General features: G+C 46.5%; 14 protein-coding genes. All 14 read right to left on the reverse strand.

The window, feature by feature from the left end:
- Positions 1–36: 36 nt before the first annotated feature.
- Entirely contained in the window at positions 37–1479 is a 1443-nt protein-coding gene (tldD, locus tag OE749_RS13800; RefSeq protein ID WP_263713052.1) for a metalloprotease TldD, read from the reverse strand.
- On the reverse strand, positions 1472–2290 hold the full coding sequence (locus OE749_RS13805) for a carbon-nitrogen hydrolase family protein (protein WP_263713053.1): 819 nt from the start codon (positions 2288–2290) through the stop codon (positions 1472–1474). Before OE749_RS13805 ends, tldD begins: the two co-directional genes overlap by 8 nt.
- Entirely contained in the window at positions 2283–6134 is a 3852-nt protein-coding gene (locus OE749_RS13810; protein WP_263713054.1) for a YhdP family protein, read from the reverse strand. Before OE749_RS13810 ends, OE749_RS13805 begins: the two co-directional genes overlap by 8 nt.
- Positions 6131–7597: a ribonuclease G gene (gene rng / locus OE749_RS13815; protein ID WP_263713055.1), complete on the reverse strand. Its 1467-nt coding sequence runs from the start codon at positions 7595–7597 to the stop codon at positions 6131–6133. Before rng ends, OE749_RS13810 begins: the two co-directional genes overlap by 4 nt.
- Positions 7587–8171: a Maf family protein gene (locus OE749_RS13820; protein WP_263713056.1), complete on the reverse strand. Its 585-nt coding sequence runs from the start codon at positions 8169–8171 to the stop codon at positions 7587–7589. Before OE749_RS13820 ends, rng begins: the two co-directional genes overlap by 11 nt.
- A complete protein-coding gene (gene mreD / locus OE749_RS13825; protein ID WP_263713057.1) occupies positions 8171–8647 on the reverse strand; it encodes a rod shape-determining protein MreD in 477 nt (158 codons plus the stop codon). Before mreD ends, OE749_RS13820 begins: the two co-directional genes overlap by 1 nt.
- Positions 8648–8649: 2 nt before the next feature.
- Complete coding sequence (gene mreC / locus OE749_RS13830; protein WP_263713058.1) at positions 8650–9504, reverse strand: rod shape-determining protein MreC; 855 nt, start codon at positions 9502–9504, stop codon at positions 8650–8652.
- A gap of 129 nt (positions 9505–9633) precedes the next feature.
- A complete protein-coding gene (locus OE749_RS13835) occupies positions 9634–10677 on the reverse strand; it encodes a rod shape-determining protein (RefSeq protein ID WP_263713059.1) in 1044 nt (347 codons plus the stop codon).
- A 287-nt stretch (positions 10678–10964) separates the two neighbouring features.
- A complete protein-coding gene (locus tag OE749_RS13840) occupies positions 10965–12857 on the reverse strand; it encodes an SUMF1/EgtB/PvdO family nonheme iron enzyme (protein ID WP_263713060.1) in 1893 nt (630 codons plus the stop codon).
- Between the two features lie 262 nt (positions 12858–13119).
- On the reverse strand, positions 13120–15933 hold the full coding sequence (locus OE749_RS13845) for a LamG domain-containing protein (protein WP_263713203.1): 2814 nt from the start codon (positions 15931–15933) through the stop codon (positions 13120–13122).
- On the reverse strand, positions 15933–16391 hold the full coding sequence (locus tag OE749_RS13850; RefSeq protein WP_263713061.1) for a type II secretory pathway protein: 459 nt from the start codon (positions 16389–16391) through the stop codon (positions 15933–15935). The genes OE749_RS13845 and OE749_RS13850 overlap by 1 nt, the downstream gene beginning before the upstream one ends.
- Positions 16381–17208, reverse strand: a complete 828-nt coding sequence (locus OE749_RS13855) for a PilW family protein (RefSeq protein ID WP_263713062.1) — start codon at positions 17206–17208, stop codon at positions 16381–16383. The genes OE749_RS13850 and OE749_RS13855 overlap by 11 nt, the downstream gene beginning before the upstream one ends.
- On the reverse strand, positions 17208–17792 hold the full coding sequence (locus OE749_RS13860; protein WP_263713063.1) for a type IV pilus modification PilV family protein: 585 nt from the start codon (positions 17790–17792) through the stop codon (positions 17208–17210). The genes OE749_RS13855 and OE749_RS13860 overlap by 1 nt, the downstream gene beginning before the upstream one ends.
- A complete protein-coding gene (locus tag OE749_RS13865; RefSeq protein ID WP_263713064.1) occupies positions 17779–18342 on the reverse strand; it encodes a prepilin-type N-terminal cleavage/methylation domain-containing protein in 564 nt (187 codons plus the stop codon). The genes OE749_RS13860 and OE749_RS13865 overlap by 14 nt, the downstream gene beginning before the upstream one ends.

Genomic DNA, 18342 nt, shown 5'->3' on the forward strand with positions numbered 1-18342 from the left:
CTTATCGGCACGCTGGCTGCGTCTGAAAAAATAAGACTAGGCTGTGCCGCCTACGGTGAGTTCGTCAATCTTCAAAGACGGTTGACCTACGCCGACAGGCACACTCTGCCCATCTTTACCACACACGCCGACACCTTTATCTAAAGTAAGGTCATTGCCGATCATCGATACCTTTTGCATCACTTCGGGACCATTACCAATTAAGGTCGCGCCTTTGATGGGAGCGGTAATTTTCCCTTTTTCAATTAAGTAGGCTTCAGAGCTAGAAAACACAAACTTTCCAGACGTGATATCGACTTGGCCACCGCCGAAGTTAGGCGCAAAAATGCCTTTATCGATGGTTGAGATGATCTCTTCCTGAGAATGCTCGCCAGCCAACATGTATGTGTTGGTCATGCGTGGCATAGGCAGGTGAGCATAAGACTCTCGACGACCGTTCCCAGTTGGTGCTACACCCATTAAACGCGCGTTGAGTTTGTCTTGCATGTAGCCTTGCAAAATTCCGTCTTCAATGAGTACATTATACTGAGAAGGAGTGCCTTCGTCGTCAACCGTTAATGAACCACGACGATTGGCAATGGTGCCATCATCTACAACTGTTACACCTTTTGCCGCTACACGTTCACCGACACGACCACTGAAGGTAGATGCACCTTTTCGGTTGAAATCTCCTTCAAGACCATGCCCTACCGCTTCGTGCAACAATACACCTGGCCAACCATTACCCAGTACAACAGGCATAATGCCAGCAGGAGCATCAATGGCGTCTAAGTTGACTCGCGCCATGTGAATCGCTTCATCGGCCAAGGTTTGGTAACGCGGCTTAGTAGCATCCATTTCATTGAAATAATCGTAAGCAAATCGACCACCCGCTCCGGCACTGCCTCGCTCTCTGCGGCCATTTTTTTCCACCAAAACTGAGCAGTTTAGGCGAATTAAAGGGCGAATATCAGTAGCAAACGTGCCATCGGTGGCAGCGATCAACACTTCTTCATACACACCGCTTAAACTCACAATCACTTGAACGGCAAGTGGCTCTTGCTGACGAATGTATTGGTCAACCGACTGTAGTAATGAGATTTTGGCGTGCTCTTCCATTCCCAAAAGGGGATTTTGGTCAAAGTAGCGGGTATCAGCAGTGACGGGATTGAACCCCTTCACTTTGTGAGCGCCACCTTCTGACGAGATTGAGCGCGCAGCAACAGCGGCTTTTTTTAGTGTTTCTGGTGAGATCTCATCGGAATAAGAAAACCCCGTTTTCTCGCCACTCACTGCTCTTACACCAACACCTTTCTCGATGTTATAGCTGCCATCTTTGATAATACCGTCTTCAAGTACCCAGTTTTCATGCTGGCTAGACTGAAAATACAAATCAGCAAAATCATTATTGTGCTGCTGAATCACATTTAATGTCGATTGAAGGATATCGCGATCAAGCTCAGATTGCGTGAGTAGGTTTTGTTCCACTAAATTAGTCAAGGTGACTCCTGAATTTATTGTGCTGAGCAACAGGCATAGACGTTCGAATTTGCTCGCAAAGTGCGAAATCAAGGGACGAGGATATACTCCCTGCGCCGTAGTCGATTTCAGCTAAAATCTTACCCCATGGTGAAATGATACACGAATGCCCGAATGTTTGCCGCCCATTTGCATGCTCACCACCTTGATTAGCAGCCACGACATAACATTGATTTTCGATGGCTCTAGCTTGCAATAAGCTATGCCAATGGGCTTCGCCCGTTTTTTGGGTAAATGCAGCAGGTACAACAAGTACGTCAATCTGCGCCATTGCGTTAAACATACCCGCAAAGCGAATGTCGTAGCACACGCACATGCCTAAGCGGCCAAAAGGCGTCTCGATCACCTTTAACTCTGTGCCTGCTTTCGTATATTTAGATTCTTGATAGCTGCCTGTATTGTCATCTACCTGAACGTCAAACAAATGAATTTTCTGGTAATCACACAGCACATCACCCTTATCGTTAATTAGAAGCGATGACGCCGTAAAGCGTGACTCGCCTTCCACTTTCAAGGGAATAGTGCCTGCTACGAGCCAAACACCGTAGGCTTTTGCCAGTTGTGTCAGCCTACTTTGAATAGGCCCGTTGTTCGGTTCTTCAGCAATATCTAACAAAGATTTATCTTTGCCACCAAAATACGCGAAACACTCAGGCAACACGACCAATGTTGGCGTCTGAATACTCAACCCGCGCAAGATGTGTTCAAGCTGCGTAAAATTAGCCTCGATATCAGGTTCTGACACCATCTGAAGGGCGATAAGGTTAGCCATTTTCCACCTCTAACGTTAGGGGCTCTAATTGTTCAACGCCCTCAAACTGACCATTTTGGTCGTCAGTTGGAGGAAGTGCTTCTGGCGGCGTGGTTTGCGCGGGTAAACTGATGTCTTTGCTTTTTCGGTCTAGTTCAGAAAATACAGGTTCATCTAGCGTCCCCGTCACTGAGTAACGAATATTCGAAATCACTTTCGCCTCGGTAAGCACTTGGTCTATCGCGAGCGCAGCGATAGCCGTAGCTGGATTTACCATCCAATACACTAACAATGGCAAACTGGAGGTGACATTGGGAGTGAAGCTGATTTGATAGTTCAGTGCGCGGTTATCTAAATCGGTGAACCCTGCGATGGTCATCTCACCCGCGCCGCCATCAATCACCGTATCCTGCGTATAGGCTTTACCATTTTCAATCTGGAAACTGCCGCCCATCTTGTCGTAGAAAAAGCCTTTGGCGAACACGTCTCTAAAATCTAAACTGAGCTTTCTGACCAGCGATTGCAAACTCAACACACTGAACAAACGCGAGCCTTTGTCACTCACCTCTGTTAAATAGCCGTCGCTTAAACGCCAAGTAATATCACCATTTAACGATGCTAGAGCTAGGTTGTATGGGTCATCATTCCAACGTAAATCAAACGAAACATCGGCTTCTGAGTCTTTAATACCAGACTCCACATCAAACCCTTTTAATAACGCGCCAAAGTCATCACTATTCAAATCGCCAGATAATGACGTTGTTGCAACCCCTTCATTGATGGTCCAAGCCCCTGTCGCTTGCAACAACCCATGATCATTCAGTAAACGTAACGAGGCGATATTCATTCCATGCTTAGTCGGTTTAAGACTAAGATTAACGTTACCCAGTGGTTTATTAAGGATCTGACAATCGCCACAGTTAAACCGTATTGGCGGTAACAATAACGCGATTTCCTGCTGAGCCTCGCCATCTTGATAGGCATTGTCAGGTAGTTCATCTAGGCGAACAAAGTCTGCGTCTATTTGCACCCCCTCGTTGTCCCAGTCATCAAACAAGGTGACCGTTGCTCTAGCCTGCCGTGAATTGAACTCCAACAGCCAATTGTCAGTCTGATGTTTCGCAACCAATTCCAGTTTATTTAGTTCGGTTCCAAAGGCCGTCAGTTTTCGCACGTCTACATAAATTCTATCTGGCTCGGACAAGATTGGCTTATCGGTGCCAGGCATCTTGTCTACTAAGGCAGAGACCGCACCATACCACGAGGAAAAATCAGCCTCATCGAGGCTCACAGAAACGCTGAACCCTAGCCCCATACTCACGAATTCTTCTTCGCCAATAGACAAATGGGCACGAGAAAACTGCATTTCATTGTGAGGTAAGACCCCAGTAAACTTCACCTCACGTCCCAACGTTGCCACAATATTTGACGCTTGTTGATTGCCTTTACCACGAATCGCAAAGGGAAGCACGGAGTCAGCCGTTTTCGCAAAAGGAGCGGGTAAATCAGACGTTACCCCTTCTAATTGACTTGCCAAACTGAAGGTGTAGTCATAACCTTCTTCCGGTAAAACCAAAGATACCTTAGCCAGCCAAGGCACTTCACCGTCAACGTGTTGAGCAAGGCCCGCTTGAAATTCAGATAATAACGGCGCTACCTGCCATTGACCTTCAACGTCAATATCCGCAAGATAGGCACTGGCAGATTGCTGACCTTTGAACTGAATATTTACAGCTTGCTCTAGCAAATTAGCTTGTAATGATTCTGCTGTCACTTTGTCATTAACGAAGGTTACCGTTCCATTGGCATCACTGAATTTCATGTCCAATGACGGCACCATTACTTCATTGTTAGATAAATACACCGTTCCGCTAGCAATGACATCATCCCCAGACAGCGGAATATGAAGATTCAAATCCGTATTTAATAAGCCATTTACCTGCACACCCGTAGTAAGGGCTTCTCCAACAGAATCAGCTAGCTCACTATCGCGCATGAGTGCCGCAACAGCATCGCCTTGCCCAAAACCCTTAGCATCAATAGACAATACCGCAGCTGCTGTTAATGATGGTATCACCGCGTGCAAATCTTCTAAGTTGACCCCCGCTATCGTGCCCGCTTCACTGCGCATAAATAACGTTTCGTTTTCAAACAATAAATCAATATCTAATTGCGTTAAGCTAGGCCAATCAGCATCGAAAGAAAAATCCGCATGTTGAATCTCAACTGCGGCTTGAAACACTCCGTCGTTATCATTAAAAGGAAATGATGAGGGGCTACCCTGCCAGATCAATTTTGCAGATTGAATCTGTCCCGCTTGCAACGCGCGATTGAGGTATCGCTTAGTATCTTGCCCCATTAAATCAGGAAAGAGCGCTTTTACACGTTGAACAGCCAATGGAGACACATTAGATAAAATAGCGAGATTATTATCAGCCGTTCGATAACGCGCTTGCGCGGTCAGTGAAACAACGTCACTCTTAAACTGGAGTGCTTCGAGAAAAATGTCCCAATCCTGCTCTTGGGCCGATACTGAGACTTCTCCACTTAGAGATTGAAAGGGCAAATCATCGTCTAACACGTTAGATATACGAAGGGTTTGTTCACCAGCAGAAAACGCCAAATGACCGTGACCATCAAACCAATTCAATTCCCCTTGTAAGCCTGCCAAACCCGGAATATCAGCGTGTTGCTGCCAACTGAAATCCTCAAAGCGCATCGTCAGCGATACGGTGTCATCCATCAACATGGCAAGATGAGAAATTTTGGCTGTTGGAGCAAGAGATTGTATGGTTTTTACTGTATCAGGGTCTGCAATAAGGGCTGCAGCAGGCAGCATAGCAGACACAGGCACTGGAGATTGATTGCTAATATGCAACGCACCTGACTGGCTAATATCGCCATACCAGCTTGAAATTAGGCTTTCATCTTCTATTTGTAGTGCAAGATTATCAACAGCAAACCGCCACCCTCCAGAATGCGGAATAGCCGTTAACATGCCGCCTTTAACCGCAGCCGACACGCTATCCTCTTGTGTTTTGAAATCAAATTGACTGTCGCCTAGCTCGACCTGAACATCTGCAATGGCACTATTGTTGATACCCGCCCATAACGCGAAGTTGCCTCGGCTCTTTTTCAACGTGAGGTGCTCACCTGTTAACTGGTTCAGTAAAGGTGCTAAGTCGAGATCTTCGCCTTTCGCATAAAATGTGCCATTTAACGCATCTTTAGCACCATACAATTCTAGACCGAAATAGGCCGAATTAGACGCCAATTCCACAACACGTAACTCGCCTACGCCTTGGTGCCTGTCGTCGCTATTTATCCACCGGAGCCGCTGAATATCAATAAGCTGAGCGTCATCTTTGGTAAAAATACCTATGCGGCTATCGTTAATCGCAAAATCTTGTAACTGCTCTAGAAACAAGCTTTGCAACGCTTCGACGATGGGATAGTCACTGCCTCCCCCCTCAAGTTGGTCAATGTCGATCGTAAGGGTGAGCCCATTTAACTCAAACTGGCGAGAATGGACTTTTCTGGCGTATACAGACCCCCAAAAATCGAGTTCTACTTGCGTTTCTTTGATATCTAAACTAATCGGTGAGCGTTCACTTTGTTGTAATGAAATGTCACGCAGTAGTAATGTCGGGCCAATGCCGCTCCAGCCAGCAGACAGCTCACCAATGGCCAGCTCAACGCCATATTGTTGGCTTAACCAGTTTTGAAGACGATCTTTTTGACCATCCATATATGGAAGTGAGTAACGAAGTAGACTCATCACCACAGCCACGAACACCAGCATCACCGCGGCGGTCGTCCAAAGTTTTTTAACTATGTAGGCTGCAATATACGAGGCTGACTTCACATCATTACCACATCAAACTTATCTTGGTTATATAGCGTTTCTGTTTGTACCTTTATTTGTTTCGTAACAAAGGCCTCAAGTTCCGCAAGCATATGCGATTCTTCGCCCAATAGTGCTTCTGCCACGGCAGGCGACGCATAAACAACAAACTTGTCGGCATCATAGGCACGATTTACTCGTACAATTTCCCGCATGACTTCAAAACAAATCGTTTCTACTGTTTTAATCGAGCCACGGCCTTTACACACTGGACAATCACCGCACAGTATATGCTCGATACTCTCTCGGGTTCGCTTGCGGGTCATCTCAATGAGGCCTAACGCTGTGAATCCGTGAATATTGGTTTTGGCACGATCTTTACTGGTGGCCACTTCCAAACTGTGCAGAACGCGTCGTTTATGATCAGGATCTACCATATCGATAAAATCAATCAGAATCATGCCACCAAGGTTGCGTAATCTCAGCTGACGAGCGATCGCCTGTGTCGCTTCGATATTGGTATTAAAGATGGTTTCCTCAAGGTTACGATGCCCAACAAAACCGCCAGTGTTGATATCTATCGTTGTCATCGCTTCCGTTTGATCAATAATCAGATACCCACCCGACTTCAAATCGACTCGACGCTCTAATGCACGCTGAATCTCATTTTCAGCATCATACAAATCGAATATTGGCCGCTCACCAGGATAGTATTCCAGCAGGCTATTGAGCTCAGGCACATACTCTTTGGTAAAACTCTGCAATTCTTGAAAAGACAATTTTGAATCTATTCGGATACGATCTAAATCCGTGCCCACAAAGTCTCGTAGCACGCGTCTGGCAACAGGTAAGTCTTCATAGAGCACGTTAGACTTACGTTTGCTAAGGCGAGATTGAATCTTGGCCCACAACCGACGTAAAAACTCTGCATCTTGAATCAGCTCCTGATCGCCGACACCTTCAGCAGCCGTTCTTACAATAAAACCGCCATTTTCAGAGCAAAACTCCTGAACGATATGTTTAAGACGGTCACGTTCAGCTTCTTCCTCTATGCGCTGCGATACCCCAACGTGAGTGACACTGGGCATGAATACCAAATAACGAGAGGGTAAGGTGATATCGGTTGTTAAGCGCGCGCCTTTGGTACCGATGGGATCTTTGACCACCTGAACGACAATGTCTTGTCCATCACGCACTAACTCACGGATATCTTGTTTTTGTATGTGAGAAGACGAGACTTCTTCAATAATCTCGGAATGAAAGGCAATATCAGACGCATGCAAAAATGCTGCTTTTTCAAGGCCTATATCAACAAACGCGGCTTGCATACCCGGCAGTACCCGGCTTACTTTGCCACGATAAATATTGCCTACTATGCCTTTTTTTGTATGGCGTTCTACGTGGATCTCTTGAAGAATGCCACTTTCAATCAGTGCTACCCGTGATTCTGAGGGGGTAACGTTTATCAGTAATTCAGCGCTCACAAAAACCGACTCCCACTTCATTTAACAATTGACGGGTCTCATACAACGGTAACCCTACCACTGCGCTATAGCTGCCACGTATCTCTGTTACAAACTGTCCAGCCAAGCCTTGAATACCATAACTTCCAGCTTTGTCTTGAGGCTCTCCCGTTTGCCAATACCATGCGATTTCTTTTTCGCTAAGCGATTTGAACGTCACGTCCGTGATAACAGTTTTCTCAACTGCGTTATCGTTCGTAACCACGGCCACTGACGTAAGGACTTGATGTGTGTTGCCCGACAAAAGCGACAACATGCGTTTACTGTCGTCAAAATCTCTCGGTTTGCCGAGGATATGTCCAGCATAGACAACAACGGTATCAGAACCCAAGGTTGGCAAATTTACATCGGCTTGCTTAAAGCCTACTCGCGCCTTAGTTAACGATAGTCTTTTCACCAATGAAATCGCAGATTCATTCTGAAATGGCGTTTCATCTATATCTACGGGATGTTTGGTGAACCTTACCTGAAGCTGCGATAAAAGCTCAGCACGTCTCGGTGAATTAGATGCCAGTATGAGAGAGTAGTTATCCATCAGGTTATCCTGAGTTGTCGTCTAACTTTTCTAAGCAATGAGAAAATCCAAGGCCACAATGCCATTGAAGTAAACACAGGCCATAAATAACTGAACAAGAAGTTCACATCAGTAAGCAAATATTGCAGCCAGAAAACAATGAGGTGATAAAGTGCGGCGAGTAAACCAACGATCACCGATTGTTGCCACACGGAATAATTTCTTAAGCGTTGATAATTCGCAGCCAATACAAATATGCAACTACACATGGCAAAGCTGTGCACGCCAAGCGCAGTGCCTAGTAAGATATCTAATAGAAGACCATTGATAAACGCAACGCCGACGTTCACCCTGTTTGGGAGAGCAAGCGTCCAATACGCTAATACCAAAAAGACCCAATCGGGGCGAAATGGATCGACTGACGCAGGCATCGGCATAATTTGTAATACGAGGGCAGCAATAATACTCAGTGCAATGGCATAGTTGCGAAAATTCATATTTATCCCTCTTCCGCAAATACAGGTTGCTTAGGTGCGTTTTCTGGCCATAACAACAGTAAATATTTAAGCCTGTCTAATTGTGCCATCGGTTCAGCACGAACTTGCGCAAACGGGCGACCCTCATCTCTCACAATGGAAGTAATTTTTGCCACAGGGTAGCCTTCTGGAAAGACATTGCCTAAACCAGAGGAAATGAGTACATCACCTTCTTGTACGTCTGCACTGTGAGGGACATGTTCTAGCAGCAATTCATCCAATCGTCCGGCTCCCGTCGCGATTATTCGCACATCGTTGCGCTCAATACGCACAGGTATTGCGTGGGTCAAGTCAGCAATCAGCAATACGCGACTCGTGGCTGTGCCAACATCCAGTATCTGGCCTGCGATTCCTTTGCTATCAAGTACCGATTGTCCCTCATAGACGCCGTGAATTGCGCCCTTATCAATAACGATCTGATGGCTAAAAGGATTATTATCAACAGCCATCAGCTCCGCGATCATCTTTTGCATGTCTTGGCGAACTGGTGAGCCTAACAACTTACGCAACCGGTTATTCTCCTGCTGCAAAATCGTGTAGCGCTGGAGCTTTTCATTCATAAGGGTCGCTTGTTTTACTAATTCGCGATTCTCATGTAATAAACGCTGATGGCTCGCTAAACGGCTAGCGCTAGCGCTGAGCATTTGTTCGGGTAAACTCGCCAGATACTGAAGTGGGGTTACTAAAGAATTAAGGTAAACTTTGGAGGAAGAAAACGCATCAAAACGATGGTCTGCGACAATCAACACCACCGACAATACCAAGGCAATCACTAGCCTGATAGTAATTGAAGGACCTCGAGTGAATATTGTATTCATGTTTGCAGAACAGATTCGCGTTAGTTTAAATTTTTATTGACCGTGTCTGCATTGATAGAGAAAACTCTGTACAGATACTCCCCTGCTGCGCAAACAGCGTGCTGAGCCTTTAGCCCAGCACTTGACCGCTTATTCGTAAGAGAACAAATCTCCGCCGTGCATATCGATCATTTCAAATGCTTTACCGCCACCACGGGCTACACAGGTGAGCGGATCATCGGCGATCACAACGGGAATACCGGTTTCTTCCATCAGTAGACGATCTAAATCTTTTAATAATGCACCACCGCCAGTTAGCACCATACCTCGCTCTGAGATATCAGAGGCTAATTCCGGTGGAGACTGTTCAAGTGCAACCATTACCGCAGATACAATACCCGTCAATGGTTCTTGAAGCGCCTCAAGTATCTCGTTGCTGTTTAACGTAAAGCCTCTTGGTACACCTTCAGCCAAATTACGTCCACGCACTTCAATCTCTTTCACTTCTTCGCCTGGGTAAGCTGCACCGATTTCGTGCTTGATACGCTCCGCTGTTGCTTCACCAATCAATGAACCAAAATTACGGCGGATGTAGTTGATAATCGCTTCATCGAATTTATCACCCCCGATGCGCACAGACGAAGAGTACACCACACCGTTAAGTGAAATAATGGCGACTTCCGTTGTACCTCCACCGATATCAACAACCATAGAGCCTGTCGCTTCAGACACTGGTAGGCCAGAACCAATTGCCGCAGCCATCGGTTCATCGATAAGGTACACTTCTCTTGCTCCAGCTCCCAGTGCTGACTCGCGAATCGCGCGGCGTTCAACCTGCGTAGAACCACAAGGCACACACACCAAAACACGCGGGCTTGGACGTAAGAAATTGTTGTCGTGCACTTGCTTAATAAAGTGCTGTAACATTTTCTCAGTTACGTAAAAGTCTGCAATTACACCATCTTTCATAGGGCGGATAGCTTTGATATTGCCTGGCGTACGTCCTAACATACGTTTCGCTTCACCACCCACGGCCGCGACACTCTTTGGCCCGCCAGCGCGTTCTTGACGTATCGCCACCACAGAAGGTTCGTTAAGTACGATGCCTTGATCTTTTACATAGATAAGCGTGTTGGCTGTACCGAGGTCGATTGACAGGTCGTTGGAAAACATTCCTCGAAGCTTTTTAAACATGGAGTAACCGCATCCTGAGTGATTAAGTGTTTTATTTCGCTAACTTTACCAATGCCCTCTGGGTTCAGCAAGTAATGAGATCCCTTTCAAGCACAAATAGTTCAAATAAATCAAGCTTTACCGTATTTTCGATTAAAATTCGGTCACATCTTTCTCGTATTCAAGGCCATTACGTGCGTGGAAACCAGAAAACAACAAAGACAATAAATAGACTGCGCACGCTTATGATAAGCAGATACAAAAAATCCCGATATAAATCGGGATTTTTTTAGACTCTCGCTATACGCTTACTGTTCGCGTAATACTCGGAAGCCAATATAATTTGAGCGGAACTCTGGATCTATTTCCATACGGGTTGATACGCGGGCTAAACGCGGAGCAAAGTTCCACGCACCGCCTCTTACGACAGCACCTGCCTGAGCACGATTACTCGTAGACCATTCCCACACATTACCGACCGTGTCGTATAAGCCGTAGTCGTTACGCTCAAATGCGCCTACTGGAGCAGTGCTAACATTAGACCATTGGCTACCGCACCAGCCACAGTTCGCATTATCTGTACCAACACCGTTACCCCACCAATAGTCAGATTCAGTGCCTGCACGTGCAGCATATTCCCACTCTACTTCGGTAGGCAAACGATAACGGTGAGTGCTTGCTTCCGATAGCCAATCTACGTAGGCCTGAGCATCATTCACGCTAACACATACAACGGGGCTTTTTTCAGTTTGCACAAAACCTGGTGCACGCCAGTTGCGCTGCTCAGCCCAGACGGCCTTGCCATTCTCATAATAAGCGCAGCCTTTGGTTTTTTCAGCTTCAGTCACGTAACTGGTCGCTTCTACGAACTTCTCGAAATCACCCACGGTCACTTCAAATTCAGACATACCGTAAGAATTCATCAGATCTTGTGTTGACACGGGACGTTCGTTTTCCAAACCTACCCCGTTGATGTCTCCCATGCGGAATGTTCCCGCTGGAATCACAACCAGCTCTGGTCCTGGGATATCGCCAGCTAAAATATCTTGAATACGCTCACCTTTTGCAAAGGTGTGCTTAGCACGCTCTAAATCGACGCGCAGGGTGCGTGTTTCATTCAGGTTAATCGTTTGACGATAAGGTTCAAAGCCGCGCTTAACAACTTCGATATCATGTTCGCCGGCAGGCAACATAATTTGTAGGCGCGTCGAACCATATGAAACGCCGTCAATGAAGACTTCATCGTCGTAGACGTTTGAACGCACAGTTAGCTCGTGCATAACAGATTCGTCGGTCGCCACGGCAGTAGAGGTTTCTGTGACCAATTCAGCGACATCCTGCGCTTTATTTTTTGCGCCAACACAGTAACGTTTGTCTAGCCCTAACAACTGACAACCTTCATTGCGTTTCAGGTTACCTTGTAATTCCACCGCCATTTGTACGTTGAAATTACCCATGCCGCTGAAGTTGCTGTCTGTAACTTCACTACGTAATACCTGCACGTACGCATCAGAAGACGAACGACGGCGCTCAGCTTCGACTTTGTCGCTCAAGCTGTCATAAAGCTCGTCTAAGAAACGCTTAGACGCTTTTTGCTTCGCCAAATTTTTACCGCGTTCCATACATTTGTTGATGGTTTCATCACGATCACACACCACATTATGGCTGACGGTAACGCTGTTTTTACGGTTAAATTCCGCATACAAACGGTCGATACGGGCACTATTCAGCTTCTCTTTTAAGCTTTCAAGCGTATTCAACAGGCTGTGCTTTGACACTTGCAACTGCTCAACCGCACGCAACTTGTTTTGCCACTCGTTGTATTTATCAGTGATTGCGTCTTTAAGACGCTTGTGGGCGAGTACAGCTTCTTGGTATTTTTTCTGTACGCCTGTGATATCGAGCGTTGGATCTTCTACCATTCGCTCGTATTGAAGATTCATTTCAATCAACGCAGCCTGACGATCAACATCAGCCAATGCGGCATTTTCACGCAATGCTTCCAGCTCACGCTCTAGCTCTCTAGCAACGGCCTCTTCAGCCTCGAGATTCTTATGATAATTGTCATAATCAGATTGTGTTTGCGCAATTTGCTGTTCTATCTCTGTCACTGACATGTCAGCAGCGTTTGCAGAAGCAACCACTACAGAAGAAGACAGCGTGACAGCGACGGCTAAGGCCAAATGTGCTATTCGATTCATTGTCCAGTTCCAAACTTATCGCCAAATGGCATACTGCGTATTGTTTTTATTCTGTTTGTAGCTTAACACTTTTATTTAGGATTTGCCCAAAAGTTGCTACACCAATCGTCTATGCTATTGAGTTGACGCAAAAAGCGCAAGCGTATTCCCGCCACAAAACACAAAATAATGCTTAGATTTGTTGAATTTAGCACGCCTTTGTATTTTTACACTCAACTATTTGCATTAGGTTTTAAATTTTATACCTAGGTATCAATTTGCACTAGTCAAAGACCTCTCGCCAATAAATAATTCTGTCATTTCCTCTGTATATACCAAAGGTGACTTGCGCACTTGGGTTGCCTTTTCCTGATTCATTGCCATTCCAATCAAAATCAAGATAATCATCCCAACTAAGCAGATCTGACCGAAGTTCAATGGTAACAATACCACGCTTTCGTAAACGGGTATCTGCCGCTTGATTCACGAAAATGCCACCATGCCCTAATGAACTACCTTTCACAAACCTAAATTGCGAAGATGCAATGTTAACTGCATCAGTAATGTCTTCAGACGATGACGACATATGCTTCATGCTCACCTGCTGGGGCGTGATTGAGAATGGCGTGAGTCCAGTATGATCGACATTACGCACGAAGCCCTGACCTTCATCAACATAATACTGCACATTCACTGGCACAATTTTGTTTTCAAGCTCAGAGCCGGAGGTGTTCTCTAACACCAAACGCCCCCAGCGTAAGGTCGAATCCGCTGACTCAGCGACAACCGACGCCACAACAAACCCGTCACAATCGCCATCACCCTCTGTATCAAAGCATACCGTTTGCCCTTCCAACACGCGACTGAACAGCGTCGGGCCCACTTCCAAGCGCAACTGGGCAACGTGGGGGGCAATAGGCGTTATCGTCCGATTATATAAATACTGAATATCGTGAAGGTTAAATTGTCGCACGCCAGCGGTCATCTTCACGGTTTCTGGTCGTGCTGGTTGATGGATAGTCAACCCAGCTGCATAGCCATTATCAGTGACAGATAAGTCGGAAAATGTGCTTGGAAGTTGCCAATCAAAAATCGCATCATAGTTTTTGGTGATTTGACCCGTCGCATTCACAGCGCTGACGATATAACTTGGCGCTTCCACAAAGCCAATGGGTTGCCCAAAATATGAAAATTGACTGTGGGCATGCTGAACCTTTATGTCAGCCAAGGTCTCTCGTTGCACATCAAAGTAGGCAGGAATAAACGTGCCTAGCGTAGTCGCACCCGCACTCGGAATAGTAAGGTGAGTGCCTAAATAATTCACATCGCGAACATCAATCGCCACGCTTCCCACTTCCATATAACGTGCATTCAGCGTTGCAGCGCCTTGGCTAAAATTGACCAGCGGTGCAGCACTAAACGTCTGCGATGTTTGGCTAGATAAACTGCCGCTACCATAATCAAGCAACCCTGAATACGGCGATGCATCTGTTCTCACTACGCTCATTTGCAAATTTTCAGGCTGATAATTCGGCAACACTGCGCCCGTCTCAGACAGCGCCTCAATCACAATATCAAACGTGTGTCCTGCTCGCGTACCGCGATTAACCGACGTTTTAGCAAGACTGAGCTGGTAAGGAATAACGTTGACTTGCTGCCACCCCGACGTCAACGTCACATCGTCAACGACAACAGATAATTTCAATCCTATTCGGCCAGCATCTTGGTATGAAATACGATTTAGCGCTGCACTTGCCTGACTAAAATTGGCTGGCGTGAAAGCATGACTCCCCGAATTGATGTCTACGCCATTCACATTCAGCGGTGTTTTACATTGGTTTGGTTCAGCGCACTGAAATTGCACTTGTAGCGAGCGCTCACCCTCTAGCAGCGCCTGGCACACGCCCTCATTGTCTTTTACCGCCTGAACCGACATCGTAGAGAATTCACGTCCTGCAACCTGAGTGGGTAAAGTTATAGCGCCTGTCGCGTTAACTATTTTTAGTCCTGCATCGGTAAAAGGTAACGTGCAATTTGCGACACCGTCATTCCGTAAACATTGATAAGAATACGCGGCTGATGGTGTTGATGAGCCTACGGCAAGAGACACGATTTCTGGGGTTGATTGACGAAACGCGACACTGACGCCTTGGCTATTGGCAGGGATCACTACGTCTTGTTGCACCGGTAACAGCGTGACAGAGGCATCCTGATCATAAACATGCGAACAGTCTGCATTTGCACACGCTTTGATAAACACCGTTTCCGCTTCGCAAGTTAGCCCTGCACCATCATGTTGAATTTGAAAATGATGCACATTGTGACATGACACACAAGCGTAGTCTGACTGCTCATACAACGTTCTGACATCAGCAATATCAAGCTGTTTGTTGTACAGCCGAACGTCATCTATTTCACCGTTAAAGTGATCGGTTAGGTCGCTAGGCAGGCTCTCTGAATTATCTGTCAGCCATGCATTGGCACCAAGAATAATGGGTTCAACATTGTTTTTCAGGCGCAGCTTCGCGGTATCATTAAAGCCGTACAGTCGCCCATTGATATACACATGCATGCCTTTGCTACCAAAGGTGTACACCAAATGGTGCCATTGGCCCTCTGTAACAGTGATTGCACGAGAGGTGTCAATATCATAATTGGTATTTTTTGACTGGTGGCGAACAAACAGTCCTCCATCGCTATCGACCCAAATAGTCAGGTGGTCGCCACCGTTATCGGTGCCATCAGAATCTTTGGAAAACAGCGCCATGCCACCACGTGAACGCCGATGAGAATGAGACAGTTCTGGTGCTTTGAACCAAAAAGCAATCGCCCCATTGTTAACTTCAAATTTTTTGTTGTGAGGAATAATTACGTGGCTACCCTTGCCATCGAAGCGCAGAGATTGGCAGAAACGCCCCGAAAATTCGCTTTCGAGCATACCCACACCGGTGCCATGTATGCCGCTTTCAACATCGACAAGTTCATTCTCGTCACCCGAAAGGCTACACAGATCAAAAGGCCAATGAGAAATCAGCTTTGCCTGCCCTGCCACCGTAAAGCTCAGCAAAAATACAAGAATAGACACTCGGCTCCACATCACGGATTAACCTTAGCATCAATTTTTACTCTGCGGCTGGTAACAATCTCGCCAGCCACGCATACACCCGTCGCTTCAAAACGATAGTAATCAATGTTCTCGCTGGTGAATGGCGTCAAAGCGCAGGTTGCTGTCGCGGAACATCCTTCGAATCCATTTTGCGCAGATAAATCTAACGCAAGACTGTCATCACACGTGCTTGCGCCAGTCACGGGAAACGCAAGCGCTACTTTTTGCTGAAGCGCAGATTGTGCAGCATTTAACGCGCGTAAACCGTACACTTCTACCACGGTATTTTGTGCAGAGGCTGCCAACATGCGTGTCATCACTAAGCCAATAAGCGAGAACACAACAACAACAAACACGGCCACTACCAATAAACTGCCTCGCTGCGCTGCCAACCCAGACAGTGATCTTATATCTTTTACAGAATTGTTTGAGTGCGCATTAAGGTACATTGGGCTGATGCACCTCGTTATAAAACGTAATGGACTCGCCACTTTGCGCAAACTTCAGCAACACAACCACTGCGGCATTTCGGGTAAGCGTTGCTGGTGTTACCGTGAATGGATCACCAAAGGTGTTACCGGCCACGTTCGACAATGTATTGGCATTATGCTCTGCCACCACTTCACCTGCGTTTGGAAATAACGGCTGCGCAGCAAAAAAGCCGTAATTAGCATGCCGGGTAATGCGGCCTGCGACGACGCAAAAACTGACTGGCGTATCAACAATATAAACACGAGCGCTAGGCGAGTCAGTTGCAAATCGATGTTCGGCCTCAAGGGTCAGTGTAGCCACATTAGACGACACGCTAGGCTCAGTCGCCAGTCCAATACGGTGTAATGGGCTAATATACACATCATTTGCAGTCACTGGATATATCACAACTTCATGCTGAGATTCGTAAAAATAGCGATCGGGAGACACCGGATCCCAACTCACTATATCAAACGTATCACTAGCCGGCTCTGGCGCGACGGGAATATCGAAATAAACACTGCTCCACACGACAGGAACAAATTCAATACAATGCCCAGTATTACTGTTTCCCGACACTCTCACGCTATTAGGCAATGCACCGCGAAGCTCGCGATTTATACGCTCAACCACAAAGCGGCTATCGCCTAAAAGACGATCACGCGCTACAGCATCAGCATAGATTTGTGTGCCTGTGCCTATGTAACGACTTACCCCCAACGACACAATGCCAAGCACAACCATAACAGCGACAATTTCAACCAGCGTAAACCCTCGATGAGTTTGCCCAAGCATCAGAAATTTGTCCTGTAAAAGGCAAACTCTAAGATCGACGAAGATGGCGTTGTCACTGATAGGGCCACCCGTTTCGCGGTTTGCAGCGTATCGGGTTCACCGTCAAAATCACCATCGTAGATAACGTTAATCGTTACCGTATAGCCTGCATATAGAGGTACGCCATCCAATACGAGCGGTGATCCATTGGAGTCTGTTAACGAATCACCTTGTATGATGAGGCCATGATAATCATCAACATCGTCAAAGTTCGGCCTTCCGCCTTCAGCATCTGGGCCAAAAAGATTGCTTGGCGTACACAGCACACCAGATTCATTACAACGCGCGGTGCCGTTAATTCGGTCGGAATGTTCATCAAATGACTTGGCCGCAATCTCGTTAATTAGCGATTGCGCCAATTCAACGCCTCTGACTTGAATAATCGGATCAACACTTTTGCTGGCTTGCGGCGCTATCAATGTGGTAACGATGACTAGCACAATCGCAAATACAATAATGCCGAGCACAAGCTCAATGAGCGTGAACCCGTTTGCGCGATGTCTAAGATGATATGAAATCAAAGGCGTAACCTTAATCACAGGCATGAATATACCCGTTTGGTTCGATGCACACAAAACGTGACGACGTTACGCCACGCACTTCAATGCGTTGACGAAGGCTGCAGGCTAGCCCATCTTGGGTGGTGCACCCCTTTGATGTAAACCGAACGTAAGGGTCAAATGCATTGTTCACGCCTCCCGAGTCTTTTGCTAACACTAACTCGACATTGTCTTCTGCCATTTCACCTGGTTCAGTGCGTAAAAAATTAGCATCATCTTCACTACCAATACCCGGCAAACAAGTAGCCAGAGGGTTGCCAGAATAATTCAAGGTTCGCGGCCCAAATTGAGAGTTCGCTCCTTCTTGAAGGTTAATCTGATAACAATAGAATGCTCGGCTATCTTGCATCGCACGTTGCTGCATATATCGCAGCGCACTAATTAAACGTGCCTGATACGTCTGTTCAGCAATACCTGTGCTATAAAATCGTGGCGCAACAGCAATGGCGAGCACACCAAGCAGGAGCAACACCGTTACAAGCTCCACCAGCGTGAAGCCTCGGTTAAAATAGAGTTGCTCTACTGTATCGTTCAC

Origin of the sequence: Fluctibacter corallii (assembly GCF_025751585.1) — a bacterium.
Lineage (GTDB): Bacteria > Pseudomonadota > Gammaproteobacteria > Enterobacterales > Alteromonadaceae > Fluctibacter_A > Fluctibacter_A corallii.